Origin of the sequence: Mycobacterium shigaense (genome assembly GCF_002356315.1) — a bacterium.
GTDB classification, from domain to species: Bacteria; Actinomycetota; Actinomycetes; order Mycobacteriales; family Mycobacteriaceae; genus Mycobacterium; species Mycobacterium shigaense.
Genome location: NZ_AP018164.1, coordinates 1,003,186 through 1,028,441 on the forward strand (window position 1 = coordinate 1,003,186; position 25,256 = coordinate 1,028,441).

Sequence of the window (25,256 nt, forward strand, 5' to 3'; positions counted from 1 at the left end):
ACCCGCCGCCGCGGTCTCGGAGCGGGCGCGGTCAGGTGGCGGCTGCCCCGGCGACCCGTTTGGGCAGGAACCGGGACTTGAGGGCGATCGCGCGCTTTTCGACCAGGAACCAGCTCAGCGTGGCCAGTGGCAGGGTGGCCAGCGTCGCGACCGGAAAGAACGCCAACGGTGGTAGTGCGCCGAGACCACACACGATCAGCAGCTGCTGTGTCGGGAACGCATAGATGTACACGCCGTAGGACACGTCGTTGCGTAGGTTAAGGCGCCGGTCGCGCAGCAGCGCACCGGACACGATGATCGCGTAGGCCAACGGAATCGCGGCCAGCACGCGGTAATTCGGCAGCCAGCTCGACGCGATCACGACGACGGCGCTCAGGGCGACCAACGACCAGCGGGCCGGAATGACATGTTGGTATTGCTGCAGCAGCGCCCCGGCCACGAACATCAGGGCGAAACGCGCACCCATCGTTGCGGGGGTCCATACCTCGGCGAAGCCGTTCCACGGCGTCACCAGCAGCGAGCAGACGAGCATCAACACCAGCAGCGTGGGAACAAGCCAGCGGCGGCGCAGCAGACCGGTGATGCCGAAGCCGGCAACCGCGATGTAGCAGAGCAGCTCGGGGAGCAGGGTCCAGATCGATCCATTCCAGGCGCCCGGAAACGGAACCCCCCGGGGCGTTCCGTCGATACCCGAATAGAGAAAGTTCAGCAGGGCGTTGTTCAGCACGTAATTGACCGGCGCCCCGGACCTCAGCAAATGTGCGACCGAACCCCCCTGAATCGCGACGGACAGCGGAGCGATGACAAACGCGGTGACGGCCACGCAGACCCACAATCCCGGGAAGATGCGCAGCCCGCGCGCAGCCGAGTACTGCCGCAGCCGCGGATTTCTGAGCCAGCTCGCGGTGATGAGGAATCCGGAGATCGCGAAGAAGCCGTCGACGAACACCTGACTGAGCAGCTGGTGGCCGGCGGCGAATGGGACGTGGCGCCCGGTCAGCGGGAACGAGTGCCACAGGATGACGCCCGTCGCCAGCACCAGCCGCCACGCGTTCAGCGCATTGTTGCGGGGGTCGAACACGTGTCCGAGCTTCATCTAATCCTGTCTGTCAGCCCCCGAGGCGCCATCGTAGCGGCAGCTATCAGCGGTACTGGTCAGCCAATCAGGTATCGCCAACGGCCGCCGGCTGGGCCGCGGCCGATGGCTCCCGCAGGATACGGGACTTCAACGACAGTGCGGGCTTTTCCACCAGGAACCAGCTCAGCGCGGCCAGCGGCAGGGTGGCCACCGTCGCGACGGGAAAGAATAGCAGCGGCGCGAGCCCACCGAGTCCGCAGACGATCAGCAGCTGCTGCATCGGGAATGCGTAGATGTAGACGCCGTAGGACAGATCCGTGCGCAGCCGCAGGCGCCTGCTGTGGACCAGCGAACCCGACACGATGATGGCGTAGGCCAGCGGAAGGGCGCCGACCACGCGGTAGTCCGGCATCAGGCTGGCCGCGCCGACGATCGCCAGGCACAGCCCCACCAGCGACCAGCGCGCCGGGACAACGTCCTTGAACCGGTTCAGCAGCGCCCCGGCCGCGAACATCATGGCAAACCGCGCGACGGCCTGCTGGATGGTCCATACCCCGGGGAACGTCATCGGCGGCAACGCCGCCGCCGACACCGCCGCCGCCACCATCACCGTGGGCAAGAACCACCGGCGGTTGAGCAGACCGGCGACCCCGAAAGCGGCAACGGCGATATAGCAGAACATTTCCCAGATCAGGGTCCACAACGAAACGTTCCATACGCCCGGAGACGGGACGTGGCGCGGTGTTCCGCCGACGTCGGGCTTGAGGATGACCAGCGTGCAGTTCATCAACACGTACTCGAACGGTGCCTTGGACGACAACACCCTGCCCGGCGAGCCGCCCTGAATCGCCTCGCTGAGCGGCGCGAAGACGAACGCGATGACGATCAGGCAGGTGTAGAAGCCGGGGAAGATGCGCAGGGCGCGCGCCTTGGAGTAGTCACGGACCCGCGGGTGGTGCAGCCAGCTCGCGGTGACCAAAAATCCGGAGACGGCAAAAAACCCGTCGACCCCGAGGGAGAAGAGCAGTTGACGTGCCGGCGCCGACGACACGAAATGGCCGGTGAGGGGAAAGGAATGCCAGAGAATCACCTCGGCGGCCAGCACCAGCCGCCAGGCGTTCAGGGCATTGTTTTGCGGATCGAATACCTGCCCGAGCTTCATGACACCCCGCCTGTCGTGTACGCCGCTGTACGGCGTCATAGTAACGTCGGTTAACGCCGACAACGAACAGATTTCGCACAAATGGGGCGGGCCAAGGCGAGATCGCCGCCGGTTCAGCCAACTTCGGAGGAGTCCCGGTCGTCCTCGGGCGGTGTCGCGGTGACTGCCGGTGGCGCGGGCGGCGACAACTTCTTGAAAACCCGAGACTTCACCGACATCGCGTGCTTCTCGATCAAGAACCAGCTCAGCGCGGCGAACGGCAGGGTGGCCGCCGCCGAAACAGGGAAGAACACCAGGGGATTCAGTGTGGCGAGTCCGCAGATGACCAGCAGCTGCTGGATCGGGAACGCATAAATGTACACGCCGTAGGAGACGTCGTTGTGCAGCGTCAGGCGCTTGTTTTGCAGCAGCGCGCCCGACACGATCACGGCGTAGGCCAGCGGGATGGCCCCGATGAGGCGGTAATCCGGCATCAGGCTGGACAGCGCGACGATGATCGCGCACAACCCGACGAGCGACCAGCGGGCTGGGATCTTCTCGCGGAACAGGTAGACCAGCGCGCCGGCCACGAACATCAAGCCGAAGCGCGAGGCGGCCTGCGCCCCGGTGATCGTCTCGGGAGCGGGCGGCGGCAATTGAATTGCCCAGTAAAAGAGCAGCACGAACAACACCGGCAGCAGCCACCGGCGCCGCAGCAGCCCGACCACCCCAAGCGCCGCTACCAGGATGTAGCAGAACACTTCCCAGATCAGCGTCCACAGCGACCCATTCCAGTACTTCGGAAACGGAATCCCCTGCGGCGTCCCGGCGATGTCGGGTTGCAGGATCAGAACCGCGATATTCTTCAGCACGAATTGGGCCGAGGCTCCCGACGTGATCAGCTTTGTGCCCCCGCGGCCCTGCAGGGCCACGCCGATCGGGGCCATGACGAACGCGGTGACGACCAGGCAGACCCAGAACGCGGGCAGGATGCGCAGGGCCCGGCCGATGCAGTATTCGCGCAGTCGCGGATGGCGAAGCCAGCTCGCGGTGATGAGGAACCCAGAGATCGCGAAGAAGCCGTCGACGCCTGCCTCGCCCAGCAGCTGGTGCAAGGGCGGGAATGTCACCTTGCGGCCCGTCAGCGGGAAGGAGTGCCACAGGATCACCTCGAACGCCAACGCCAACCGCCAGGCGTTCAGGGCATTGCTGCGCGGAGCGAATACCTGCCCGAGTTTCATCAACCCCAACCCCCGTCGTCGACCATCGAACTGTCGCGCCATCGTAACGTCACCTCGCGCCGCAACAGGGCCGATTCGCCCCACGGCCGGCGGGTCGTCGTCGCAACGCCTACGGGCAGGTCACGTCGACGGTGAACGGCTTATGAGTCTTGTTTGCACCGTCTTTGTCGACGCCGCTGGCAATGCCGGTGACGTGGTAGGTGCTGCCGTCCTTGGTGGCGCTGGCCTTGTCGCCCGGGGCGCCCTCGGTGAAGTTGAGGTTCACGCCGTTGACCTCGCCGAGCCCCACGAGATGGACGACTGAGGCGTCCTGCTCCAGCGCCACGATCACGCCGATGAACGGCTGGCCGATCGCGATCGAGAACTTGCCGTCCTTGGTATTGCAGTCGACCGGGTCGGTAACGGGCAGCGCATTGCCGTCGACGGTGATCTTCGCCGGGGGGACGGCCGGCGACGGTGGGGGCGCGGCGGTCGGCGATGCGGCGGCGGTGCTCGACGTCGCCGAAGCAGGCGTCGAGGATTTGTTGCCGTTCGAGCAGCCGGCCGCCCCGGCGACCAGCGCCGCGGCCGCAACGGCGATCACTAGCTCACGGTTCAACCGATATCTCCGTTCTTGAAGCCCAGCCCGCGGACGAAGCTGCGGGTCTCCTCCCACGTAGGCAGCACGCCCGACGCGCGCACTTCGGCGAAGCTGGGGGCTGCCGCATCGCGGTCGGACAGCGTGGGCGCGGCGCCGTCGACCAGCGGCCACTCGATGCCCAGGGCCGGATCCGTCGCGCGGATGGTGTGCTCGCGTTCGGGGCTGTATTCCGCCGAGCACAAGTACATCACCGTCGAATCATCTTGCAGCGCAAGGAATCCATGGCCAAGACCCTCGGAAATGTAGATCGTTCGGCGGTCGGAGTCGTCGAGCAGAACGGAGTCCCACTGCCCGAATGTCGGTGAGCCCACCCGAATGTCGACGACGACGTCGAAGACGGCACCTCGCACGCACGTCACATACTTGGCCTGACTCGGCGGCACCTGCGCGAAGTGTAGTCCGCGCAGCACGCCCGCCGCGGACACCGAGCAGTTGGCCTGCCGCACGTCGAGGGAATGACCGGCGAACGAGGCGAACCCGCGGTCGGTCAGCCACTCGAAGAACATGCCGCGGGAATCGCCATGGATGGTCGGGGTGATTTCCCAGGAGCCGGGGACGGCGAGTTCACGAACCTTCATCTCACTGACCACGTTCCTCGTAGCGGGCCTCGGCGGCATCCTTCAAGGGGCGCCACCAGGATTCGTTGGCACGATACCAGTCGATGGTTTCTCGCAACCCCTCGTCGAAGTCGGTGTGCTTTGGGGCCCAGCACAATTCGTCGTACAGCAGGGACGGATCGATGGCATAACGCAAATCGTGCCCGACACGGTCCGTGACGTGGTCGAAGTCGTCGGCGTCGTGGCCCATCAGCGTCAGGATCGCGCGCAGCACCGTCAGGTTGTTGCGCTCGCCCTCGGAGCTGATCAGGTAGGTCTGGCCGATCTGGCCCTTGTCTAGGATCCGCCACACCGCGCTGTTGTGGTCCTCGACGTGAATCCAGTCGCGCACGTTGGCGCCGCTGCCGTAAAGCTTGCACCTGCGACCGGTGAGGATATTGGTGATCTGGCGCGGGATGAACTTCTCGATGTGCTGGTAGGGCCCATAGTTGTTGGAGCAATTAGACAGGGTTGCCTGCACGCCGTAGGACCGCACCCAGGCACGCACCAGCATGTCGGAGGCGGCCTTGGTCGCCGAGTACGGGCTCGACGGGTTGTACGGCGTCGCCTCGTTGAACCGCGCGGGATCGTCGAGTTCCAGGTCGCCGTAGACCTCGTCGGTCGAGATGTGGTGCAGCCGTACGCCGTGGCGCCGGACGGCTTCCAGGATGGTGTAGGTCCCGACGACGTTGGTGTGCAGGAACGGCTCCGGGTTGTCCAGCGCGTTGTCCACGTGGCTCTCGGCGGCGAAGTGCACGACCGCATCCGACTCGGCGACCAGCCGGCCCACCAGACCCGAGTCGCAAATGTCGCCCTCGACCAGGCGGATCGCGGCATCGACGTCGGCCAGCGACTCCCGCCGCCCGGCGTAGGTCAAGGCGTCGAGCACCGTCACCGAGACGTCGGGACGTTCCCGCACCGTGCTATGGACGAAATTGGCGCCGATGAACCCGGCGCCACCGGTGACCAGCAAGCGCATGGCTCAAACCCTAACCGAGCCCCGGGGTCAGCTTGGCGGAGTTAGCCCCAGCGGCCCGGCCAGTTCGCTCAGCGTGGGCAGCAGCGTGTCCTCGTCGTAGCCGCCCAGCACCTGGATCGCCACGTGGTCGGCGCCGGCCCGCAGGTGCTCGTCCAGGCGTCTGACGATGTCCTCGGCGGTGCCGTAGGCGACCACCGCGTCGATCAGCCGGTCGCTGCCGGGCTTGCGCACGTCGTCCTCGCTGAACCCGAGCCGCAGCCAGTTGCTCACGTAATTGTGCAGACCCAGGTAGAACTCGACGACTCCGCGGCCGGCTTCCCGCGCCTTGGCAGGGTCGGTCGTCAGCACCACCTTGTGCTCGGGTGCCAGGAACACCGAGCTGCCGAGCTGGTCGTGGGCCTTGGCGGTGTGTTCCGGCGTGGTCAGATACGGATGCGCGCCGGCGCTGCGGTGCGCCGCGAGTTCCAGCACCCGCGGACCCAGTGCCGCCAGGACCCGGCGACTGGTCGGCACGCCCGCGGCGTCGAGTACGTCGAGGTAACTGACCAGCGCGTCGTACGGTTTGACGTATTCCTGAGTGTGCTCGGGGTGGCCCACCCCGATGCCCAGCAAAAACCTTCCGGGGTAACTGCTTTCGATGCGCTCGAAGGATTCGGCGACGGCCGGCGCCGGTGCGGTCCAGATGTTGACGATGCCCGTGGCCAGCTGCAGTGACGTCGTCGCGGCCAGGGCCGGCTCGACCCAGCCCAGCTCCGCGTCGGGCGATCCGCCGATCCATACGGCGCCGTAGCCCAGCGACTCGATCCGCGCCGCCAGTTCGGGCGTGATCGATCGCGTGCCCAACCAGACGCCGTAGCGGCCGAGGTTCGGTTTGAGTGAAGCTGCGTCTGTCATGGATCCCCCTACGGGTTAGGTCACGAGCCGTTGAGTCCGAGCGGGCCCGCCAGTTCGGCCAGCGCCGAGACCAGGTTTTCATCTTTGGTGAGGACCTGCACGGGCACGTGGTCGGCGCCGGCGTCGAGGTGCTGCTTGAGGCGCGCGGCGATAGCGTCCGGCGTCCCGTAGGCGATGACCGCGTCCACCAGGCGATCGCTGCCCGGCCGGGTGACCTCGTCCTCGGAAAAGCCCAGCCGCTTCCAGCTGTTGCGGTAATTGGCCAGGTTGAAATAAATGTCGAGCGCTTGGCGGCCGACCGCGCGGGCCTTCTCCGGATCGGTGGTCAGCACCACCTTGTGCTCGGGTGCCAGGAACGCCGACGGGCCGATCAGCTCGCGGGCCGCAGCTGTGTGTTCCGGGGTGGTCAGGTAGGGGTGTGCTCCGGCGGAGCGCTCGGCGGACAGCGCGAGCACTCGCGGTCCCAGCGCGGCGACCACCCGGCGATTGGCCGGCACGCCGTAGTCGTCGAGTTGCTTCAAGTAGTCCACCAGCGCGTCGTAGGGCTTGCGGTATTCGCTGACGGCCTCGCGGTGGCCGACGCCGATGCCCAGCAGAAAGCGGCCGGGATAGGCCCTGTCGATCCGGTGAAACGACTCGGCCACCGGCTTGGCCGCCGCGGTCCAGATGTTGACGATGCCGGTGGCCACCTGCAAGGTGGTCGTCGCCTCGAGGATGGGCTCCACCCAGGCCAGCTCGGCCGGCGGCGAGCCGCCCACCCAGACCGCCCCGTAGCCCAGGGCTTCGATTTCTTTGGCTTGCTGGGGTGTGACGCCGCGTCCGAACGATCCGAACCGGCCGAGATTGGGCTTGGCTGCACCTGTCATGGTCGTGCCAACCCGGGATATGCGGCCGCTATTCCTCGTCGCCGTCGTCGAGATCGACGGCCGCGACGTCGGGGACCGGCGGTAGTTCCAGCGGTAGCAGCACGATGAACCGGGTATCTCCGGGCACGGACTCCACGCGCAGATCTCCGTGATGCTTCTTGACGACGATGTTGAACGCCAGATCCAGCCCCAGGCCGGTACCTTCGCCGAAGGGTTTGGTCGTGAAGAACGGCTCGAAGATATGCTCGCGGATGTCGGCCGGGATTCCAGGCCCGGTATCGCAGATCTCGACACGGGCCATGTTCTCGCCGAAGCGGCAGGTGCGGACCGTCAGCGTGCCGCCCGTGTCGCGCATCGCGGCCAGCGCATTGTCGATGATGTTGGTCCAAACCTGGTTGAGATCTCCCGGGTAGCAAGGGATTTCGGGCAGCGTTTTGTCGAAATCCTTGACCACGGTGATCGCCTTGGCGTCCTTGGGGCCGTCCTTGCCGCTGTCCTTGGTGAGCCGGTCGGCGAACATCACCAGCGTGCTGTAGAGCAGGTCGTGCACATTGGCCACCTGGAACGGGGCCCGATCCATTTGCGAATACTGCTTGGCGTCGGCGACCAGCGCAGAAATCCGTTTGCTCGCCTCAAGAATCTGGTTCATCAGCAGCTCGCTTTCGATGGTGTAGTTGATCCATCGAATCGCCATCTCCAGCGAGGCGCTCGCAAGCTCGGCGCTGACGGCGGCGATGCGCTCCAGCCAATCGGTGTCGATGCCGCCCTCGACGAACGTCGGCGCGATGTCCCAGCCGTTCTCGATGCCGTGCTCGTCCAGCCAATCGCCGACGGCGTCCTCGCGGTCGGAGGTCTCGAGCGCGCTCAGGTGCTGCGCCCCACCTGGAGACGCCGTTTTGGCGACCTGCTCGGCGACCCGCTCCTGCAGCCGCACCAGAGCGCCCAGCGCCTCGGGGGAGACCGTCCCGTCGGCAAGCATCGCCAGCTTGTGCCGCATGCTGGCCACGCGCTCGCGCAGATCCGATGCGGCCCGCGAGATCGCCGCGGCGGGGTTGTTCAGCTGATGGGTCAGCCCGGCCGACAACCGGCCCAGCGCCAGCAGCTTCTCCCGGTTGTCGATGATGCGGCGGGTCCGGTCGGTGCCGACGGCGATGCCGTCGAGCAGGTGCACGGCCATGGGGAACTGGTCGCGCATGAACTGCGCGAACACCGGCGCGTCCATCACGAAGAACCGCGACGGCTTGGTCACGTGCACCGAGGCGTCGTAACTCTTCTGCTTGCCGCCGGTGAACGCCCGCCACGCGCCGGCGTACACGCCACGCTGCGAGGTCCGGTTGGTCTCGATGTCCTGGCCGCCGGAGAGTTTGGACATCATCAGCTCGCCCTCGATCAGCACGTAGAAGCAGGTCGCGGGTTCACCCTCGACGCAGATCGGGCCCGGTTCGTAATGCTGGATGTGCCCGTTGCTGCACAGCACCGCGAGCTGCTCGTCGGTGAGCGCCTCGAACAAGAACAGGCTGCGCAGCTCGTCGGGCTCGCAGGGCGTCTTGGCGGTCATGCCCCTCCTAGCTCTCGGCCAGGTACCGGTGGACCAGCATCACGGCCATCGATCCTTCCCCGACGGCGGCGGCGACCCGCTTGGCCGACGTCGAACGGACGTCGCCAGTGGCGAACACCCCCGGCACGCTGGTTTCCAGGTGATGCGGCGGGCGGTCCAGCGTCCAGCCGCAGACGTTGCGCAGGTCCGGCCCGGTCAGGATGAAGCCGTGGTCGTCGCGGGCCAGCACCCCGTCGAGCCAGTCGGTGCGCGGGGCGGCCCCGATGAAGATGAACATCCGGCCGCAGGTGACGTCCTCGACCTCGCCCGTCCGGTTGTTGACCAGGGTGAGCTTCTCCAGGTGGCCCTCGCCGGTGACCCGCCGCACCTCGGTGCAGGTCAGCACGTTGATCTTCGGATTCGCCTCGATCTGCTGGATCAGGTAGTAGGACATCGACGCCTCCAGCGACGGAGCCCGTACCACGATGTTGACCGACTTGGCCGCCCGCGAGAGGTACATCGCCGCCTGGCCGGCCGAGTTCGCGCCGCCGACCACGTAGACCTCTTCGCCCTCGCAGTCCGGGGCGACAGACACCGCGGCCCCGTAGTAGACGCCGCAGCCGGTCAGCTCGGTGCAGCCCTCGGCCTGCAGCTCGCGGTAGGTCACGCCGGTGGCCAGGATGACGGCGTGCGCGTCGATCGACTCGCCGTCGGCGAACCGCACGGTGCGCTTGGGCCCGTTGACCTCGAGGCCGGTCGCCTCGCGCGCGGTGATCAGCTCGGCGCCGAACTTCTCCGCTTGCCGGCGGGCGCGGTCGGCCAGCTGCCCGCCCGACACCCCGTCCGGGAAGCCGAGGTAGTTCTCGATGCGGGAGCTCTGTCCGGCCTGACCACCCGTCGCGATGTTCTCGATGAGCACCGTGCGCAGCCCCTCGGAGGCGCCGTATACGGCGGCGGCCAGCCCGGCCGGCCCGCCGCCGACGACGATCAGGTCGTAGAAGTCCTGCGACGGGGTTGACGACAGCCCGAGCTTGTCGGCCAGTTCGGCGTCGGTGGGTTCGATCAGCGGGTCGCCGCGTTCGGTGACGACGACGGGCAGCCGCAGGCTGTCGGCGCCGGCGGCGTTGAGCAGCCGCTCGCCGTCGGGCTCGTCGGCCATGAACCAGGAGTAATGCAGCCCGTTGCGGGCCAGGAAGTCGCGCACCTCCCAGGATCGCGCGGACCAGCGGTGCCCGATCACCTTGGTGTGCGGGATGGGGTGCTCCGGGGCCGCGCGCCACGCCTCCAGCAGCGCGTCGACGACGGGGTAGAGCTTCTCCTCCGGCGGATCCCACGGCTTGAGCAGGTAATGGTCCAGGTCGACGACGTTGATCGCGTCGATGGCGGCGTGGGTGTCGGCGTAGGCCGTCAGCAGGATCCGCCGCGCACTCGGGTACAGGTCCATCGCCTGTTCCAGGAAGTCGATGCCGGTCATGTGCGGCATCCGGTAGTCGGCGATGAGGGCGGCGACGGTCTCCCCCCGCAGTTTGAGCTGCTTGAGGGTCTCCATTGCCTCGGGGCCCGACTCCGCCCGCACGATGCGGTGTTCTTCGCCGTAGTGGCGCCGCAAATCCCGGGCCACCGCCCGCGACACCGCGGGGTCGTCGTCGACGGTGAGTAGAACGGGCTTTCGCGGCTGCGTTGTGCCGTCAAGAGGACGTGTCATCGGGTTCAAGTATGCGCTCGTCAGGAGCCTCGCGGCGGGGCGAGGCCGCGGCCCTGTTTCCGCTATGAGCGATTTTGGCCCACGCCCGTTGACCAGGTATCGTGGACCAACGGTGCGTCATCCGCGCCGATTTTTTGCGTGCCCTGTCCCTAGGAATTTTCCTGTCACCGGCTCACGTTCAAGGTCGGTGTGAATGTTGTGCCGATCCGGGCGCAGCTGCGAACGAAACCAAACGACGAGGATTTGACGAGAAGTTATGGCCAAGAAGGACGGCGCCATCGAGGTCGAGGGCCGCGTGGTCGAGCCCCTGCCCAATGCGATGTTTCGCATTGAGCTGGAGAACGGCCACAAGGTGCTTGCCCACATCAGCGGCAAGATGCGCCAGCACTACATCCGCATCCTGCCCGAGGACCGGGTGGTGGTGGAGCTGTCTCCCTACGACCTGTCCCGGGGCCGCATCGTGTACCGCTACAAGTAAAAGCCCGAACCGAAGACCTACGAGTAGAAGAACAGGATCGAACAGCCGTGAAGGTGAACCCGAGCGTCAAGCCAATCTGCGACAAGTGCAGGGTGATCCGTCGGCATGGGCGGGTCATGGTGATCTGCTCCGATCCGCGTCACAAGCAGCGCCAGGGCTGATCGCGCCCGAGCCGTCCGGTGACGATGAGGAACCGGACAGTCAAGCACTGAACAACTGAATGCAGACCTCCCAGCACCAGTGAGCGAATACGTCGCTCATCCACGCCCGGACGGAGGCCGGGCCCCGAGCCGAAATTCGCTTTTCGGCACCGGGAACGGACTGGGATAAGACCTCCGCATAGAAAAAGAGGAAAACGCCACCTATGGCACGACTAGTAGGCGTCGATCTGCCGCGCGACAAGCGGATGGAGATCGCGCTGACATACATCTTCGGCATCGGCCGGACCCGTTCCAACGAGATCCTGGCGGCTACGGGGATCGACAAGGACCTGCGTACCAGGGACCTCACCGACGACCAGCTGACCCACCTGCGCGACTACATCGAAGCCAACATCAAGGTCGAGGGTGACCTGCGCCGCGAGGTGCAGGCCGACATTCGCCGCAAGATCGAGATCGGCTGCTACCAGGGCCTGCGGCACCGCCGCGGCCTGCCGGTGCGCGGCCAGCGCACCAAGACCAATGCGCGTACCCGCAAGGGCCCCAAGCGCACCATCGCCGGCAAGAAGAAGGCCAGGTAACCGCTCATGCCACCAGCCAAGAAGGCAGCCTCTGCTCCCAAGAAGGGGCAGAAGACCCGTAAGCGGGAGAAGAAGAACATCCCGCACGGTGCCGCGCACATCAAGAGCACGTTCAACAACACGATCGTGAGCATCACCGACCCGCAGGGCAACGTCATTGCCTGGGCGTCGTCGGGTCACGTCGGCTTCAAGGGCTCGCGCAAGTCGACGCCGTTCGCCGCGCAGCTGGCCGCCGAGAACGCCGCACGCAAGGCCCAGGAGCACGGTGTGCGCAAGGTCGACGTGTTCGTGAAGGGCCCGGGTTCGGGTCGGGAGACCGCGATCCGCTCGCTGCAGGCCGCCGGCCTGGAAGTCGGCGCGATCTCCGACGTCACCCCGCAGCCGCACAACGGCTGCCGTCCGCCCAAGCGCAGAAGGGTCTAGGTAAGAAGACATGGCTCGTTACACCGGACCTATCACGCGCAAGTCGCGCCGGTTGCGCACCGACCTCGTCGGTGGAGACCAGGCGTTCGAGAAGCGCCCCTACCCGCCCGGCCAGCACGGCCGCGCGCGGATTAAGGAAAGCGAATACCTGCTGCAGCTGCAGGAGAAGCAGAAGGCCCGCTTCACCTACGGCGTGATGGAAAAGCAGTTCCGCCGCTACTACGAAGAGGCCGTTCGTCAGCCGGGCAAGACCGGTGAGGAACTGCTGCGCATCCTGGAAAGCCGCCTGGACAACGTGGTCTACCGGGCCGGCCTGGCGCGCACCCGCCGGATGGCTCGCCAGCTGGTCAGCCACGGCCACTTCAGCGTCAACGGCGTGCACGTCGACGTCCCCAGTTACCGGGTGTCGCAGTACGACATCATCGACGTCCGGGACGGGTCGCTGAACACCGTGCCGTTCCAGATCGCGCGGGAGACGGCGGGCGACCGCCCGATCCCGAGCTGGCTGCAGGTGGTCGGGGAGCGGCAGCGCATCCTCGTTCACCAGCTGCCCGAGCGGGCACAGATCGACGTGCCGCTCACCGAGCAGCTGATCGTCGAGTACTACTCGAAGTAGAAACTTTTCGGGCCGACCGGCTCGGAAAACTGCGACGAGCGCAAGCGCGGCGAAGCCGGGCGCAGCGGGTCGCCGCAGGACAGCACAGCGGCATCAAATAGCGGGTGCCGAGAAGGAGAACGAGAAAAACATGCTGATCTCACAGCGCCCCACACTGTCGGAGGAGATCCTCACCGACAGCCGGTCCCAGTTCGTCATCGAACCGCTGGAGCCCGGATTCGGTTACACCCTGGGCAATTCGCTGCGGCGCACGCTGCTGTCGTCGATCCCCGGGGCGGCCGTCACCAGCATCCGCATCGACGGCGTGCTGCATGAGTTCACCACCGTGCCTGGCGTCAAAGAGGACGTCACCGCGATCATCCTGAACCTCAAGGGTCTGGTCGTGTCCTCCGAGGAGGACGAGCCGGTCACCATGTACCTGCGCAAGCAGGGTCCGGGCGAGGTCACCGCCGGTGACATCGTTCCGCCCGCCGGCGTCACGGTGCACAACCCCGGCATGCACATCGCGACGCTGAACGACAAGGGCAAGCTCGAGGTCGAGCTGGTCGTCGAGCGTGGCCGTGGCTACGTCCCCGCGGTGCAGAACCGTGCTTCGGGTGCCGAAATCGGCCGTATCCCAGTCGATTCCATCTACTCGCCGGTCCTCAAAGTCACCTACAAGGTGGACGCGACCCGTGTCGAGCAGCGCACCGACTTCGACAAGCTGATCCTGGATGTCGAGACCAAGAACTCGATCACCCCGCGCGACGCCCTGGCGTCGGCCGGTAAGACCCTGGTCGAATTGTTCGGTCTGGCAAGGGAACTCAACGTCGAGGCCGAGGGCATCGAGATCGGGCCGTCGCCGGCGGAGGCCGACCACATCGCGTCGTTCGCCCTGCCGATCGACGACCTGGATCTGACCGTGCGGTCCTACAACTGCCTCAAGCGCGAGGGTGTGCACACCGTCGGCGAGCTGGTCAGCCGCACCGAGTCCGACCTGCTCGACATTCGCAACTTCGGCCAGAAGTCCATCGACGAGGTGAAGGTCAAGCTGCACCAGCTGGGCTTGTCGCTCAAGGACAGCCCGCCGAGCTTCGACCCGTCGGAGGTTGCGGGCTACGACGTCGCCACCGGAACCTGGTCCACCGAGGGTGCTTACGACGACGCGGACTACGCCGAAACCGAACAGCTCTAAAGAATCCGTCCCGGTCCTACCTCATACGGGGACCGGCCCCGATAAGGAGATAGCGCAATGCCCAAGCCCACCAAGGGCCCTCGCCTCGGCGGGTCGTCTTCGCATCAGAAAGCACTGCTGGCCAACCTGGCCACGTCGCTGTTCGAGCACGGTCGGATCAAGACGACCGAGCCGAAGGCGCGTGCCCTGCGGCCGTACGCGGAGAAGCTGATCACGCACGCGAAAAAGGGCGCGCTGCACAACCGTCGAGAGGTGCTGAAGAAGATCCGCGACAAGGACGTCGTGCACGCCTTGTTCGAGGAGATCGGGCCCTTCTTCGCCGATCGTGAGGGCGGTTACACCCGCATCATCAAGGTCGAGGCGCGCAAGGGCGACAACGCCCCGATGGCCGTGATCGAGCTGGTGCGGGAAAAGACGGTGACCTCGGAGGCCGATCGGGCCCGCCGCGTGAAGGCTTCGAAGAAGGCTCCCGAAGCTCAGGTGGCGGCAGCATCGGCTCCTCAGGCGGCGGTTGAGCCTGAGGAGGCCGTCGGCCCGACGGCCGAAGAAGCCGCCGAGACCGGGGCCGTCAGCGAGGCCGAAGCCACTGAGGCTGACGAGAGTTAACGACCCGGCTTCATCGGTTCGTCTGCGGCTCGATATCGCCTACGACGGAACCGATTTCGCGGGCTGGGCCGTTCAAGCCGGGCAGCGCACGGTTGCCGGTGTTCTGGACGAGGCGCTGACGACGGTCTTCCGCACGCCGGTGCGATTACGCGCGGCCGGACGCACCGACACCGGCGTGCATGCCACCGGGCAGGTCGCTCATCTGGATGTGCCTGCCGACGCGTTGCCGAACGCCTATTCGCGCTCGCCGCGCGCCGGTGAGCCGGAGTTCTCGTCGTTGGTGCGCCGACTGGGCCGGTTTCTGCCCACCGACGTGCGGGTTCTCGACATCGCCAGGGCGCCAGCCTCTTTCGATGCCCGGTTCTCGGCGCTGCGCCGGCACTACGTGTACCGGTTGTCGGCGGCACCCTACGGGGTGGCGCCCCAGCAGGCGTGCTACATCACCGCCTGGCCGCGGGATCTGGACATCGACGCGATGCGGACCGCCTCACGACACCTGCTGGGGCTGCACGACTTCGCGGCGTTCTGTAAGCACCGCGAGAACGCCACCACCATCCGCCATCTGCAGCGGCTGGACTGGGCGTGCGAGGGCGACCTGATCACCGCGCACGTCAGCGCCGACGCGTTCTGCTGGCAGATGGTGCGTTCGCTGGTTGGGGCGCTGCTGGCCGTCGGGGAGCACCGGCGCAGCCCCGATTGGTGTCGCGAATTGCTCACGGCGACAGAACGTTCCAGCGATTTCGCGGCCGCGCCGGCGCACGGCCTGACGCTGGTCGCAGTGGACTATCCGCCCGACGACGAGCTGGCGGCCCGGATCTTGATCACCCGCGATCTGCGCACGCGCGACTGAGTCAACGCAGCCTGCCCGCGGCGAAGCCCGCGGCCTGATCCACCAGCCCGGAGTTGATGTACGACGGCTGCAGATGCGACGGCCAGTTGGTGCCGCTCGAGCAGATCGGGTCGCCGGGGGCGCACTGGTCGATGGTCTTGCCGGCGAAGGCCGGGCTGAAGTCGGGGACCGGGCCGAGCACCCGCCGGGTGCCGTTGCCGAACAGCGCGACCGCGGCCACGTTTTGGTCCACACCCGGCGGCAGCGGGTTCTTGAACCCGAACGCGGGCTGGGTCGCCGCGACCACCAGGTCGGCCGAGATAGCGCCCAGCGAATAGCCGCCTAGCACCTCGCGGGTGGTCGGGCAGTGCTTGGCCATGGACTGGACGTGGTTGCTCATGTCGGTGGCGCCCTTGGCGGGGTCGACGTCGGCGGGGTAGTTCACCCCGTAGGACGCGACGGGCATCGACACCTTGGCTTGCAGAGCGTTGACGAACGCCTGACCGATGTAGCCGACGCCGGGCGGCTCCTCGCGGCCGCGCGCGAAGACCACCTCGGCGGCCGGGCAGGCCGCGGTGGCGCGCGGGATCGTCACCGTGGCCGGAGCGATTCCCAATACCGCGGTGGCGAGTACAACCGAGCCGAGCCGGGCCGAGCGAATCCCCACGAGCCGATGATAAGACGCGCATCGGCCCGGCCGGCTACCCGCTTCGGGGCGTTTTCGCAGGCCAGGCGGGCTATCGCGGTGGTGCGGCGTTACGCGATCGATGCCCCGACGTCACCGAACCGCATCGACCAGATCGGCTGACGGGGCCGGCGTCGGCGACGCGGGTGTGGGCGCCGTCGTGCCCGGCGCCCCGGGCGTCGCAGGCGAGGAGGGGCCGTGAATCGACGGCACCCCGTCGGGGGCCTGCGACGGGGAGCCGGGGGTCAGCGGGCCGGTGGCCGGAGACTGCGGACCGTACCCGGGCAGCTGCGAACCGGCGCCGCCCAGCAGCTTGGGCGCGACGAAGGCGACGGCCTGGGTGGTGTAGACGGGAACGTAGCCCTCGGTGTGCCCGCTCCACTCGTTGCCGGGGCCGGCGTGGCAGATCGGGTCGTTGGGGTTGCAGTAGTCGGCGGCCTTGGAGCCCAGCAACGCGCTCTGGGTGGGCAGCGTGCCGCCCGCGCGGTCGGCCACGTCACCGAAGGTGACCACGGCGGCGATGTTGTTGGCGTACTGCTCCGGCAGCTTGTTACCCCAGCTGATGCCGCCGATCGGCACGCCGGCGACGATGTCCATGACCGAAGCGCCCTGCGAGTAACCGCCCAGGACGATCTTGGTGTTGGGGCACGTTTCGACGCTCTTCTTGACCCGGTCGATGGTGTCGTTGGCCCCGTCGCCGCCGTGCAGCTGCAACTTGCTGGCGGCGTAGTTGACCCCGTAGGGCAGGATGTTGAGCCCGGTCTGCTGGCGCAGCGAGTCGACGAACGCGTCACCGACGCGCCCCAGGCCGGCCGGCTCGTTGGTGCCGCGGGCGAAGATCACCTCGGCGTCGGGGCAGTCGAAGGCGCGCGCGACGGGCGCCGCGGTGGGGCTGGCGAGCAGGCCGGCGGTGGTGATCAGCGCCGAGGCGCCCAGACCGACCCAACGACCGAGTTCGCAGTGACAAATCACGGTCCGATTTTACCCACTTTGCAGCCTGCCCAAACCTGCCCGGCTGTGGATAACCGGCCGCAGAGCTGTGGTTTTGCGACTTACCGTGAGCCCGGCCGATTGACGATCTTGGAGGTGAAGTGGCGGGCGGACCGACCACCTGGCTATACGTCAGCGGGTACCGATTTCTGCTGCACCGCGCGGAGTCCGCGTTGCTGGGTGTCGATAGCCGTGTGTCGGGCGAGTCCCTGCGCTCGCGGACGGCGCCGTTGACGATTGGGTGCGTCGTCGCCGCGATCGCGTTCGCAGGATGTGCACTTCTTGGTTTGCTGCGGCCCGAAGCAAGACTCGACCAACTGCAGATCGTGATGGGCAAACGGACCGGAGCGCTGTATGTCCGAGTCGATGATACCTGGCATCCGGTGCTGAACTTGGTCTCGGCGCGGTTGATCGCGGGGACCGATGCCGACCCGCAACCCGTGCGTGAGTCTGAACTGAGTCACACGAAACGTGGTCCACTGCTGGGAATTCCGGGTGCACCGCAGCTGGTTGGTTCACTATTGCCCGGCGAGCAAGCGGTGTGGACTATCTGCGATGGCGGCGAGGAATCCGCCACGACCGTCGTTGTCGAGGCCGCCCCAGCACCGCCGGACGGTCGGCTCACCGACGAGCAGGCGATCCTGGCCACCGCCGGCGCGGGTTCGCCCACGTACCTGCTCTACCGGGGGAAGCGGGCCGTCGTCGACCTGGCAGATCCCGCCGTGGTACGCGCGCTCGGGCTGCAGGGACGCGCGTCGTCCGCCGTGTCGCCGCTGTTGCTGAACGCCGTCCCGGAGGTGTCGCCGATTACGACGCCACGCATTCGCGGGGTGGGCGAGAAAGCGGCCGGACTGCCCGGCTTTCCCGTCGGCGCCCTGCTGCGCCTTGCCCGCGGCGACGGTGACGAGTATTACGCCGTTCTGGGTTCCGGGGTCCAGCGCATCGGCAGGGTGGCCGCGGATCTGCTGCGTTTCAGCGATTCGCGCGGCTCCGCCGACGTCCCCGCGGTAGCGCCCGACGTGCTGCACGCGGCTCCCGTCGTCACGGCACTGCCCGTGGCGACGTTTCCCGATCAGCCGCCGCAAACGTTGGTCTTCGCAACCCACCAGGCCGATTCCGTCGTATGTGCGGCGTGGGACCCGGGGCATTCGGACACCGCATCTTTGGCGGCCGGTCGGCTGCCGGTGCCCTCCGGGCAGGCACCGGTGACCCTGGCGCAGGCCGACGGCCGCGGTCCGGCGCTTGACGCGGTTTACCTGCCGCCGGGCCGGAGCGCCTACGTGCGGCCGTATGGACAAGCCGGCGCGCGCTACCTGGTCACCGACACCGGGGTGCGGTTCGTGATTCACGATGATGACGCCGCGCGTGACCTCGGTTTGCCCCCCGCGGCGACCCCGGTTCCCTGGCCGTTGCTGGCTGCTTTGCCTTCCGGGCCCGAGCTGAGCAGGGCAAGCGCTCTAGTCGCCCGCGACGCGGTCGCGGGCACCCCTTGATCGGGCCGGTATGCGAGCTTTCGCCCGACCGGCGAGGGGTACCGCGAGAAGGATGACCAGACAGACGACCGCCCCGCATATTGCGGTGTCCCGGCCGGGCGAGTCCGGCCGCTGTGCTGCTGGTGCCGGCGGGGCCGGCGGCTGCGGGGTGGGCGGGTTCGGGGTGCTGGCCGGCGGCGTCGAGTCGCTGCTGACGGCGGTCAGGATATCGACCGCGCCGCTGCCGACGAACGGATTCCAGCCGCCGGGCGGGTGGTGCGCGGTCGACTCGATGCGCTGCATCACCTGCCGCGCGCTCAGAGCCGGGAAGCGGGCCCGGATCAACGCGGCGAGTCCGCTGACGATGGGCGCGGCAAAGCTGGTGCCGGACAGCGCCGCCGACCCGAGCGATGTCACCCCCTCGCCGGTGGCCGCCACGTCGACCCACGGTCCGGCGAGGGTGAACGCGGACGGAGCACCGTCGGCAGTTACCGATCCCACCGTCAACACGTAGTCGTCGTACCAAGCGGGACTGACCGCGACGGTGGCCGTCTGCCAGGTCGCATCCGCCCGCTGCGGCGGGCACTGCCCAGCGCCGCCAGTGTTGCCGGCCGCGGCGACGATGACGACGTTCTTGACGTCGACCGCGTAGGCCAGCGCGGCGCCAAGCGAGCGGTCGTCGAGTGCCGACGCGACCGGGACGCAGGCCACCGACGAAATGTTGATCACCGAAGCGCCCAGATCGGCGGCCGTGCGCACGGCCCGTGCCATCGTGTCGACGTCACCGACGCCCGAGCTCGACGGATCGCTTGCCAGACCAAACTTCGCGCTGGACTGGCGGATGCTGATCAGGGTGGCGTCGGGCGCCACCCCGCCCGAACCGTCAGGCTCGGAGTCGATTGCGGCAGCGATGATCCCGGCCACCAAGGTGCCGTGCGCATCGCAGTCCTGGGTGCCGTCACCGGTAAACACGTAGTCGCCCCCCGGCACCACGCCGGGTAAGCCGCGATGTCGCGACACACCGGTATCGATGACTGCGACGCGTTGGCCGGCGCCGCGAGACAGCGGCCATACCCGTGGCAGGTCGAGAGCACCGGGCCTGCTGGGGCCCGTGCTGGAAGCCGTGGCGACCATCGCGCATACATCACGTTGCACCGTCGGCCGCGGCGGTGCCGGCAGGGCCGGCTTGGGCAACCATCGGTCGTCGACCTCCGGTGGCGAAACCGCATGTGCTGTCGGCACTCCGAGTTGCGGCAACGCGGTCAGCGCCATCGCCGCCAGCACGCGCGCGACGCGTGCTGGCGTCAGCCCCACGGCGGATACAGGTCGCGGGCGGCACCGTAGAGGCCGCACACCCAACAGGTCAGCGGCACCATCGCGACCAGTCCCAGCCACTCCAGCAGCTCGACGCTTCGCCGCGCGACGGGCGAAATCGACGTCGGTGCGGCGGCGAAGCCGAGCATGTACGCGACAGCGACGAGAGATACCGTCGCGGTGGCCATCCAGAGCCCCTGGTGCGGGGCGTGACCGCGGCGAAGCCCAATACCGTTGCCGTGCTGACAATCCCGTTGATGACGCAGATCAGCGTCCTGCGCTGAATCCGCTGGCCGTGCAGGACCAGGAGGGTGGCGCTCAGCGCGCCGAAGGCGCTGCAGGCCGCTCGTGGTGCGCCACCGACCGCGGTGGCGATCGCACCGGCCGCCGCCGACGACGAGAATGCGGCGACGAGGCTTGCCAGGCAGCCGTCGGCGCGAATCACCCTTTCCGGCAGCTCATCTGCGTGTGGCTCAGCGTTCGGTGCTTCGAATAGTATGGGTGCTAATCCGGCCAGGATGATCGAAACCCGCCCCGTGGCACCCAGTAGACCAAGCGATACCAGGGTTGCTACCGAGCTGACGGCACGCAGCGGGGCGTCGGTGACCAATCCGGCTAGCGCGGCGAGGGCGGCGGTCACCTCGAAGCACACCATGGCGGTGAATACGGTGGTACCACAGCCGGTGATGCGCATGACGACAGTCGAGGCGACGGCCGCCGCCATCGCGGCCAGCAGAACGTTGGCGAGTCCCGGAACGCCCGGTACCGCGAGGAAGCCTGCCGATGCGACGAATACGGTGGCGATTACGCCCAGCGTGGTCGTGGCGACCGCATCTCGGTGTGCGCGGTATCCGATTGTCGCGAACATCAAGGCGGCGATGCCGGCCAGAGCCAAGGCGCTGGCTGTCGCATCGAAATGACGAGTGATGTTCAGGAAAAGCGCATTTCGCAGTAGGGCGACGGAGCCGACGATGGTGAACAGAACCGCTGCCACCGCGCCGGTAAGTCGGGCCGCGTGCCGCCGTTGCGGTCGATCCGTGCCGCCCGTGGGTAAGGTCGACCAGACGGCCTCGGCCACATCGTCGTGCCTTGGAACGACCGCCCGCGCCTGGGTGCGGCTCAGGACCAACGTGTCGCCGTCTCGGATGCCGTTCTGCGCCAGCGTCATCGCCACATGCAGCGCGGCCGTGCCGGGGCGGCACAGTTGGTAGTGCCTGGCCGTCGGATCAGGGGGCCTGTCGACAGCCCGGCCTTCCACGATGTCGACGATTGGTGGAATGAGGGTACCGACGGGCATCTGCGACGGTAGCGCCACGTCGACGACGCTGCCGTCGGCGTGAATAGAGACCCGGCGTAACTCCCGATCTGATGCGGACACCGGTACCCCCCCTGCGACTCGGATTGCCGCCACACTAACCCGATTCCGATCCGCGAGTATCCGGCTTTCCACAGGCGAATTGCCGGCCGGTCTTGCGCTGCCTACGGTGTGAGCCGACTGGGAGGGGCCCGATGACACAAGCGTTCGTACCCGCTGCCCGACGGCCGCCGCTGCCGGTCGCCGGTCCGGACATCACCGTCGCGCCGCCACCGGATTTGCCCAGTCCCGCAACGGGCCTATCGACTCGGCTGCTGCCCGTCATCACGTCGGTCGCGGCAGTGGGGGTGATGGCGGTCGTGTTCTTCACGCGGTCGGGCTCGGGCCGCAATCCCGCCTTCCTCGCGCTCCCGGTGATGATGATCGTCTCGACGCTGCTGGCCGTGCTGACCGGGCGTGGCCAGCACCCGGGACGGCGGATCCGCGCGGAGCGGGTCGCGTATTTCCGGATGCTGAATCGCGTGCGCGACGAGGCGTCTGAAACCGCTGCTGCACAACGCTCGTCGCTCATCTGGAGTCATCCCGAACCGGATACCCTCTGGACGTTGATCGGCGGTACGCGGATGTGGGAGCGACGGGCCGGCGATACGGATTTTTGTGTGGTCCGAGTCGGCACCGGCGCTCAACCGCTGGCACGGCGCCTGGTCGCGCCGGACGGTCTGGATGCGGAGCGTTGCGACCCGGTGACCGTGATGGCGATGCGCCGCTTCATCCGCACTCATTCGACGATCGACCAGGTGCCCGTCGCTGTCGACTTGCGCGATCGCAACTCCGTGGCGATCGAGGGTGGCCTGAGCGAGGTGCGCGGCCTGCTGCGCGCCATGATCTGCCAGCTGGCCGTGTTCCACGCCCCGGACCAGGTGCTGATCGCCGGCCTGGTCGGTGAAGGCAATCAAGCGCATTGGGAATGGTTGAAGTGGTTGCCGCACAACCAACACCCGACCGCCGCCGATTTCGTGGGGTCCGCGCGCATGATATACCGCAGTCCAGCCGAATTACGAAGTGCGCTAGCCGATCTGGGCCCGAAGCAGCTAGTGGTGATCGCCGACCAGGACGGGGGAATCGAAGCCGATCTCTTCGTCACCATTCCGCAGATGACCGTCATCGAGGTCCGCCTCGGGCGGGAAGGCTCACCCCCGATGCTCAGGTATACCGATCACACCCGAGCGCTGTTTTGTCCGGATGACTTGGCACCCATGGATGCGCTGATATGTGGCCGCCGCCTGGCGGCGTACCGTGTCGACGCGGCGGTCAGTCACTTGAACTCGGACCGGGCTTGGCCGGGATTGGTGGGCATTGACGACGTCGCAGAATTCGACCCAATCACGTCGTGGGACAACCATTACGAAAGACTCCTGCGCATACCGATCGGGACGACCACCGATGGGGTGCCCCTCGAGCTGGATATCAAAGAGGCCGCGCAGGGCGGTGTCGGGCCGCATGGGCTGTGCGTCGGCGCCACCGGATCGGGCAAATCGGAGCTGTTACGTACCGTGGCGCTGGGCATGATGGTGCGCAATTCGCCCGAAGTCCTCAACCTGCTTCTCATCGACTTCAAAGGCGGCGCGACCTTTCTTGATCTAGCAGAGGCGCCGCATGTTGCGGCGATCATCACCAACCTCGCGGAGGAGGCGCCGCTGGTCGCCCGCATGCGAGACGCGCTGGCCGGCGAGATGAACCGGCGCCAACAGCTGCTGCGGGCCGCAGGCTGCGGCAGCATTGCCTCCTACGACCATGCACGCCGGACCGGAACGCGTCTGGTCGCCCTCCCCGCGTTGTTCGTGGTCGTCGACGAATTCTCCGAGTTGCTCAGCCAGCACCCGGATTTCACCGACACGTTCGTGGCGATCGGCCGGCTCGGCCGGTCGCTGGGCATGCATCTACTGCTGGCCAGCCAGCGTCTCGACGAAGGCAGGCTGAGGGGACTCGAAGCCCATCTGTCGTATCGGATGTGCCTGAAGACCCTCTCGGCCGGCGAATCACGAATCGCACTGGGAACGGCGGATGCCTATCAGCTGCCCAACACACCCGGCGCCGGTTTCCTGCGATCGGGCAGCGACGAGCCGGTCCGCTTCCAGGCCGCGTTCGTTTCGGCGCCGACGGCGGCAAGCGACGCTGATCACGCGACTGTGCCGGCGCCAACGGACGATGTGCGGCCGTTCACGTTGGCGGCCAGCGGACCGGTCATACGGGCGCCCGTCACAGCACGGGCGCACGCGCGACGGACGGTACTGCAGACGGTCGTGCGACGGTTGGCCGGTTTGGGTCCGCCCGCCCGCCGGGTCTGGCTGCCGCCGCTCGGTCCGGCGCCGTCGCTGGACAGCTTGCTGGCCGACGTGGGAACGGCGGCCACGAGCCTGATCGTGCCGGTCGGCGTCGTCGATCGTCCCTTCGAGCAATGCCGGACCCCGCTGACCATCGACTTAGCGGGCGCGGCAGGCAATCTCGCCGTGGTCGGTGCGCCGCAGTCGGGCAAGTCGACAGCCTTGCGCACGGTGATCACCGCGCTGGCGGCCACGCATGACCCGAGCCAGGTGCAGTTCTATTGCCTGGATTTCGGGGGCGGCGCGCTGTCATCCGTGCGTACCTTGCCGCATGTCGGTGCTGTCGCAAGCAGGGCCGAGCAGCAGCTCGTCACCCGCATCATCGCCGAACTCGAGTCGGTCGTGCAAACCCGCGAGGCCATCTATGCGGAGCGCGGCGTCGATTCGATGGCCCAGTACCGTCGGCAGCGCGAGGCAAGGGACTCCGATCCGTTCGGCGACGTCTTCCTCGTGGTCGACGGCTGGGGGACCCTGCGCCACGAGTTCGGTGGGCTGGAGGAGCCGGTCACCGCCCTGGCCGCACAGGGCCTTTCGTTTGGCGTGCACGTCGTCTTGTCCGCGTCGCGGTGGCCGGACATCAGGCCCTCGTTGAAGGATCAGATCGGCACTCGTATCGAATTGCGGCTCGGCGATCCCGCCGACTCCGAATTCGATCGCAAACGGGCCCATGATGTGCCCCTCGGCAGGCCGGGCCGCGGCCTGTCGCGTGACGGGTTGCACATGGTCATCGCCCGGCCTATCGACGGTGACGAGCGGTGGTGCAACCACAGCGGTTTCGCGGCGCCGCCCATCCCCCTGCTGCCTGTGCAGGTAGAACTCGACGCCATCGTTCAGCAGGCCGGACCGTGGCGGGGCACTCAGATCCTGCTCGGTGTCGACGAGCACCGACTTCGACCGGTCGCCATCGACTTCGAGCGCGATTCACATCTGCTGATCCTCGGTGATACGGAGTGTGGGAAGACGGCCACGCTGCGTACTGTGTGCCACGAGATCACCCGGACGAAGACCGTTGCGGAGGCCCGACTGTTCGTCGTCGACTTCCGGCGCTCCCTGCTCGGCGTCATCGAGTCGGAGCATCTCGGCGGCTACGCCGTGTCGCCGGCCGCGCTGGATGTGTTGCTACCCGATCTGCTGGCTCTGCTGCGGCGACGAATGCCTCCTGCGGATGCGAGCCAGGCGCAGTTGCGGACCGGGTCCTGGTGGTCGGGCCCGGACATCTATGTCGTGGTAGACGATTACGACCTCGTCGTCACCGCGACGGGGAACCCGTTGGCCCATATCATCGAATACCTGCCGTATGCGAGGGATTTAGGGCTGCACGTGGTCATAGCGCGCCGCAGCGGGGGCGCCGCGCGGGCCCTGTTCGAGCCGCTGTTGGCCGGACTGCGCGACCTTGGCTGCCTGGGGCTGATGATGAGTGGCCGGCCAGACGAGGGCGTGCTGTTGGGGTCGAGCCGACCGGCGCGACTGCCGCCGGGTCGCGGCCTTCTGGTCACCCGCACCGGTGCAGAACGGCTCGTACAGGTGGGTTGGTGCCCGGCGCCGTGAGCTTGC

General features: G+C 67.4%; 23 protein-coding genes and 1 pseudogene. 10 read left to right on the top strand and 14 right to left on the bottom strand.

From position 1 onward, the window contains the following. Positions 1–31 precede the first annotated feature (31 nt). The 10 genes from MSG_RS04770 to MSG_RS04815 all read right to left on the bottom strand — a co-directional run bounded on the left by MSG_RS04770 (position 32) and on the right by MSG_RS04815 (position 10,677). Positions 32–1,096 (bottom strand): acyltransferase family protein, encoded by a 1,065-nt coding sequence (locus MSG_RS04770; RefSeq protein ID WP_096437526.1) that lies wholly within the window; start codon positions 1,094–1,096, stop codon positions 32–34. A gap of 67 nt (positions 1,097–1,163) precedes the next feature. Further along, on the bottom strand, positions 1,164–2,240 hold the full coding sequence (locus tag MSG_RS04775) for an acyltransferase family protein (protein ID WP_096437528.1): 1,077 nt from the start codon (positions 2,238–2,240) through the stop codon (positions 1,164–1,166). 113 nt (positions 2,241–2,353) lie between these two features. Beyond that, positions 2,354–3,460, bottom strand: coding sequence for an acyltransferase family protein (locus MSG_RS04780; RefSeq protein ID WP_096437530.1), 1,107 nt, complete (start codon positions 3,458–3,460; stop codon positions 2,354–2,356). 109 nt (positions 3,461–3,569) lie between these two features. Next, on the bottom strand, positions 3,570–4,058 hold the full coding sequence (locus MSG_RS04785) for a lipoprotein LpqH (RefSeq protein WP_096437532.1): 489 nt from the start codon (positions 4,056–4,058) through the stop codon (positions 3,570–3,572). After that, positions 4,055–4,678, bottom strand: coding sequence for a dTDP-4-dehydrorhamnose 3,5-epimerase (gene rfbC / locus MSG_RS04790; RefSeq protein WP_096437534.1), 624 nt, complete (start codon positions 4,676–4,678; stop codon positions 4,055–4,057). The genes MSG_RS04785 and rfbC overlap by 4 nt, the downstream gene beginning before the upstream one ends. A 1-nt stretch (position 4,679) precedes the next feature. After that, entirely contained in the window at positions 4,680–5,675 is a 996-nt protein-coding gene (rfbB, locus tag MSG_RS04795) for a dTDP-glucose 4,6-dehydratase (RefSeq protein WP_096437536.1), read from the bottom strand. 27 nt (positions 5,676–5,702) lie between these two features. Next, positions 5,703–6,569, bottom strand: coding sequence for an LLM class F420-dependent oxidoreductase (locus MSG_RS04800; RefSeq protein WP_096437538.1), 867 nt, complete (start codon positions 6,567–6,569; stop codon positions 5,703–5,705). A gap of 20 nt (positions 6,570–6,589) precedes the next feature. Next, positions 6,590–7,435, bottom strand: a complete 846-nt coding sequence (locus MSG_RS04805; RefSeq protein ID WP_096437540.1) for an LLM class F420-dependent oxidoreductase — start codon at positions 7,433–7,435, stop codon at positions 6,590–6,592. Positions 7,436–7,463: 28 nt separating this feature from the next. Further along, positions 7,464–8,993 (bottom strand): ATP-binding protein, encoded by a 1,530-nt coding sequence (locus tag MSG_RS04810; protein WP_096437542.1) that lies wholly within the window; start codon positions 8,991–8,993, stop codon positions 7,464–7,466. Positions 8,994–9,000: 7 nt separating this feature from the next. Further along, positions 9,001–10,677, bottom strand: a complete 1,677-nt coding sequence (locus MSG_RS04815; RefSeq protein WP_096437544.1) for an FAD-dependent oxidoreductase — start codon at positions 10,675–10,677, stop codon at positions 9,001–9,003. 256 nt (positions 10,678–10,933) lie between these two features. On the opposite strand from MSG_RS04815, the gene infA reads away from it, so the two are divergent. The 8 genes from infA to truA all read left to right on the top strand — a co-directional run bounded on the left by infA (position 10,934) and on the right by truA (position 15,563). Further along, positions 10,934–11,155: a translation initiation factor IF-1 gene (infA, locus tag MSG_RS04820; protein WP_003418601.1), complete on the top strand. Its 222-nt coding sequence runs from the start codon at positions 10,934–10,936 to the stop codon at positions 11,153–11,155. Between the two features lie 47 nt (positions 11,156–11,202). Next, a complete protein-coding gene (gene rpmJ, locus MSG_RS04825; RefSeq protein ID WP_003879483.1) occupies positions 11,203–11,316 on the top strand; it encodes a 50S ribosomal protein L36 in 114 nt (37 codons plus the stop codon). A gap of 203 nt (positions 11,317–11,519) precedes the next feature. Then, positions 11,520–11,894, top strand: coding sequence for a 30S ribosomal protein S13 (gene rpsM, locus MSG_RS04830; protein ID WP_096437546.1), 375 nt, complete (start codon positions 11,520–11,522; stop codon positions 11,892–11,894). A gap of 6 nt (positions 11,895–11,900) precedes the next feature. Continuing rightward, on the top strand, positions 11,901–12,317 hold the full coding sequence (gene rpsK / locus MSG_RS04835) for a 30S ribosomal protein S11 (RefSeq protein WP_046182344.1): 417 nt from the start codon (positions 11,901–11,903) through the stop codon (positions 12,315–12,317). Positions 12,318–12,327: 10 nt separating this feature from the next. Continuing rightward, positions 12,328–12,933: a 30S ribosomal protein S4 gene (gene rpsD / locus MSG_RS04840; protein ID WP_096437548.1), complete on the top strand. Its 606-nt coding sequence runs from the start codon at positions 12,328–12,330 to the stop codon at positions 12,931–12,933. A 97-nt stretch (positions 12,934–13,030) separates the two neighbouring features. Continuing rightward, on the top strand, positions 13,031–14,107 hold the full coding sequence (locus MSG_RS04845; protein ID WP_258173983.1) for a DNA-directed RNA polymerase subunit alpha: 1,077 nt from the start codon (positions 13,031–13,033) through the stop codon (positions 14,105–14,107). 57 nt (positions 14,108–14,164) lie between these two features. Next, complete coding sequence (gene rplQ, locus MSG_RS04850; RefSeq protein ID WP_096437552.1) at positions 14,165–14,713, top strand: 50S ribosomal protein L17; 549 nt, start codon at positions 14,165–14,167, stop codon at positions 14,711–14,713. Then, entirely contained in the window at positions 14,619–15,563 is a 945-nt protein-coding gene (gene truA / locus MSG_RS04855) for a tRNA pseudouridine(38-40) synthase TruA (RefSeq protein ID WP_096437554.1), read from the top strand. Before rplQ ends, truA begins: the two co-directional genes overlap by 95 nt. 1 nt (position 15,564) lies before the next feature. On the opposite strand, the gene MSG_RS04860 is transcribed toward truA, so the two are convergent. Then, positions 15,565–16,209, bottom strand: coding sequence for a cutinase family protein (locus MSG_RS04860; protein ID WP_096437556.1), 645 nt, complete (start codon positions 16,207–16,209; stop codon positions 15,565–15,567). Between the two features lie 111 nt (positions 16,210–16,320). Continuing rightward, on the bottom strand, positions 16,321–17,196 hold the full coding sequence (locus tag MSG_RS04865) for a cutinase family protein (RefSeq protein ID WP_373421204.1): 876 nt from the start codon (positions 17,194–17,196) through the stop codon (positions 16,321–16,323). A gap of 122 nt (positions 17,197–17,318) precedes the next feature. Here MSG_RS04865 and eccB point away from each other — a divergent pair, with 122 nt between their 5' ends. Continuing rightward, positions 17,319–18,710, top strand: coding sequence for a type VII secretion protein EccB (eccB, locus tag MSG_RS04870; protein ID WP_096437558.1), 1,392 nt, complete (start codon positions 17,319–17,321; stop codon positions 18,708–18,710). Here the strand turns inward: eccB and mycP are convergent. Beyond that, a complete protein-coding gene (mycP, locus tag MSG_RS04875) occupies positions 18,675–19,997 on the bottom strand; it encodes a type VII secretion-associated serine protease mycosin (protein WP_269458618.1) in 1,323 nt (440 codons plus the stop codon). The two genes, eccB and mycP, sit on opposite strands and share 36 nt — an antisense overlap. Next, positions 19,994–21,300, bottom strand: a pseudogene (gene eccD, locus MSG_RS04880) (type VII secretion integral membrane protein EccD). Before eccD ends, mycP begins: the two are co-directional and overlap by 4 nt. Positions 21,301–21,512: 212 nt before the next feature. Here eccD and eccCa point away from each other — a divergent pair. Next, positions 21,513–25,250, top strand: a complete 3,738-nt coding sequence (gene eccCa, locus MSG_RS04885; RefSeq protein ID WP_096437560.1) for a type VII secretion protein EccCa — start codon at positions 21,513–21,515, stop codon at positions 25,248–25,250. Positions 25,251–25,256: the final 6 nt, after the last annotated feature.

Bases quoted from the DNA above. Each gene is read 5' to 3' on its own strand.
- MSG_RS04805 (WP_096437540.1), bottom strand. From the start codon at position 7,435: ATGACAGGTGCAGCCAAGCCCAATCTCGGCCGGTTCGGATCGTTCGGA.
- rfbB (WP_096437536.1), bottom strand. From the start codon at position 5,675: ATGCGCTTGCTGGTCACCGGTGGCGCCGGGTTCATCGGCGCCAATTTC.
- MSG_RS04815 (WP_096437544.1), bottom strand. From the start codon at position 10,677: ATGACACGTCCTCTTGACGGCACAACGCAGCCGCGAAAGCCCGTTCTA.
- rplQ (WP_096437552.1), top strand. From the start codon at position 14,165: ATGCCCAAGCCCACCAAGGGCCCTCGCCTCGGCGGGTCGTCTTCGCAT.
- MSG_RS04770 (WP_096437526.1), bottom strand. From the start codon at position 1,096: ATGAAGCTCGGACACGTGTTCGACCCCCGCAACAATGCGCTGAACGCG.
- rpsM (WP_096437546.1), top strand. From the start codon at position 11,520: ATGGCACGACTAGTAGGCGTCGATCTGCCGCGCGACAAGCGGATGGAG.
- MSG_RS04775 (WP_096437528.1), bottom strand. From the start codon at position 2,240: ATGAAGCTCGGGCAGGTATTCGATCCGCAAAACAATGCCCTGAACGCC.
- rpsD (WP_096437548.1), top strand. From the start codon at position 12,328: ATGGCTCGTTACACCGGACCTATCACGCGCAAGTCGCGCCGGTTGCGC.
- infA (WP_003418601.1), top strand. From the start codon at position 10,934: ATGGCCAAGAAGGACGGCGCCATCGAGGTCGAGGGCCGCGTGGTCGAG.
- rfbC (WP_096437534.1), bottom strand. From the start codon at position 4,678: ATGAAGGTTCGTGAACTCGCCGTCCCCGGCTCCTGGGAAATCACCCCG.
- rpsK (WP_046182344.1), top strand. From the start codon at position 11,901: ATGCCACCAGCCAAGAAGGCAGCCTCTGCTCCCAAGAAGGGGCAGAAG.
- MSG_RS04780 (WP_096437530.1), bottom strand. From the start codon at position 3,460: ATGAAACTCGGGCAGGTATTCGCTCCGCGCAGCAATGCCCTGAACGCC.
- MSG_RS04810 (WP_096437542.1), bottom strand. From the start codon at position 8,993: ATGACCGCCAAGACGCCCTGCGAGCCCGACGAGCTGCGCAGCCTGTTC.
- MSG_RS04800 (WP_096437538.1), bottom strand. From the start codon at position 6,569: ATGACAGACGCAGCTTCACTCAAACCGAACCTCGGCCGCTACGGCGTC.
- eccCa (WP_096437560.1), top strand. From the start codon at position 21,513: ATGACACAAGCGTTCGTACCCGCTGCCCGACGGCCGCCGCTGCCGGTC.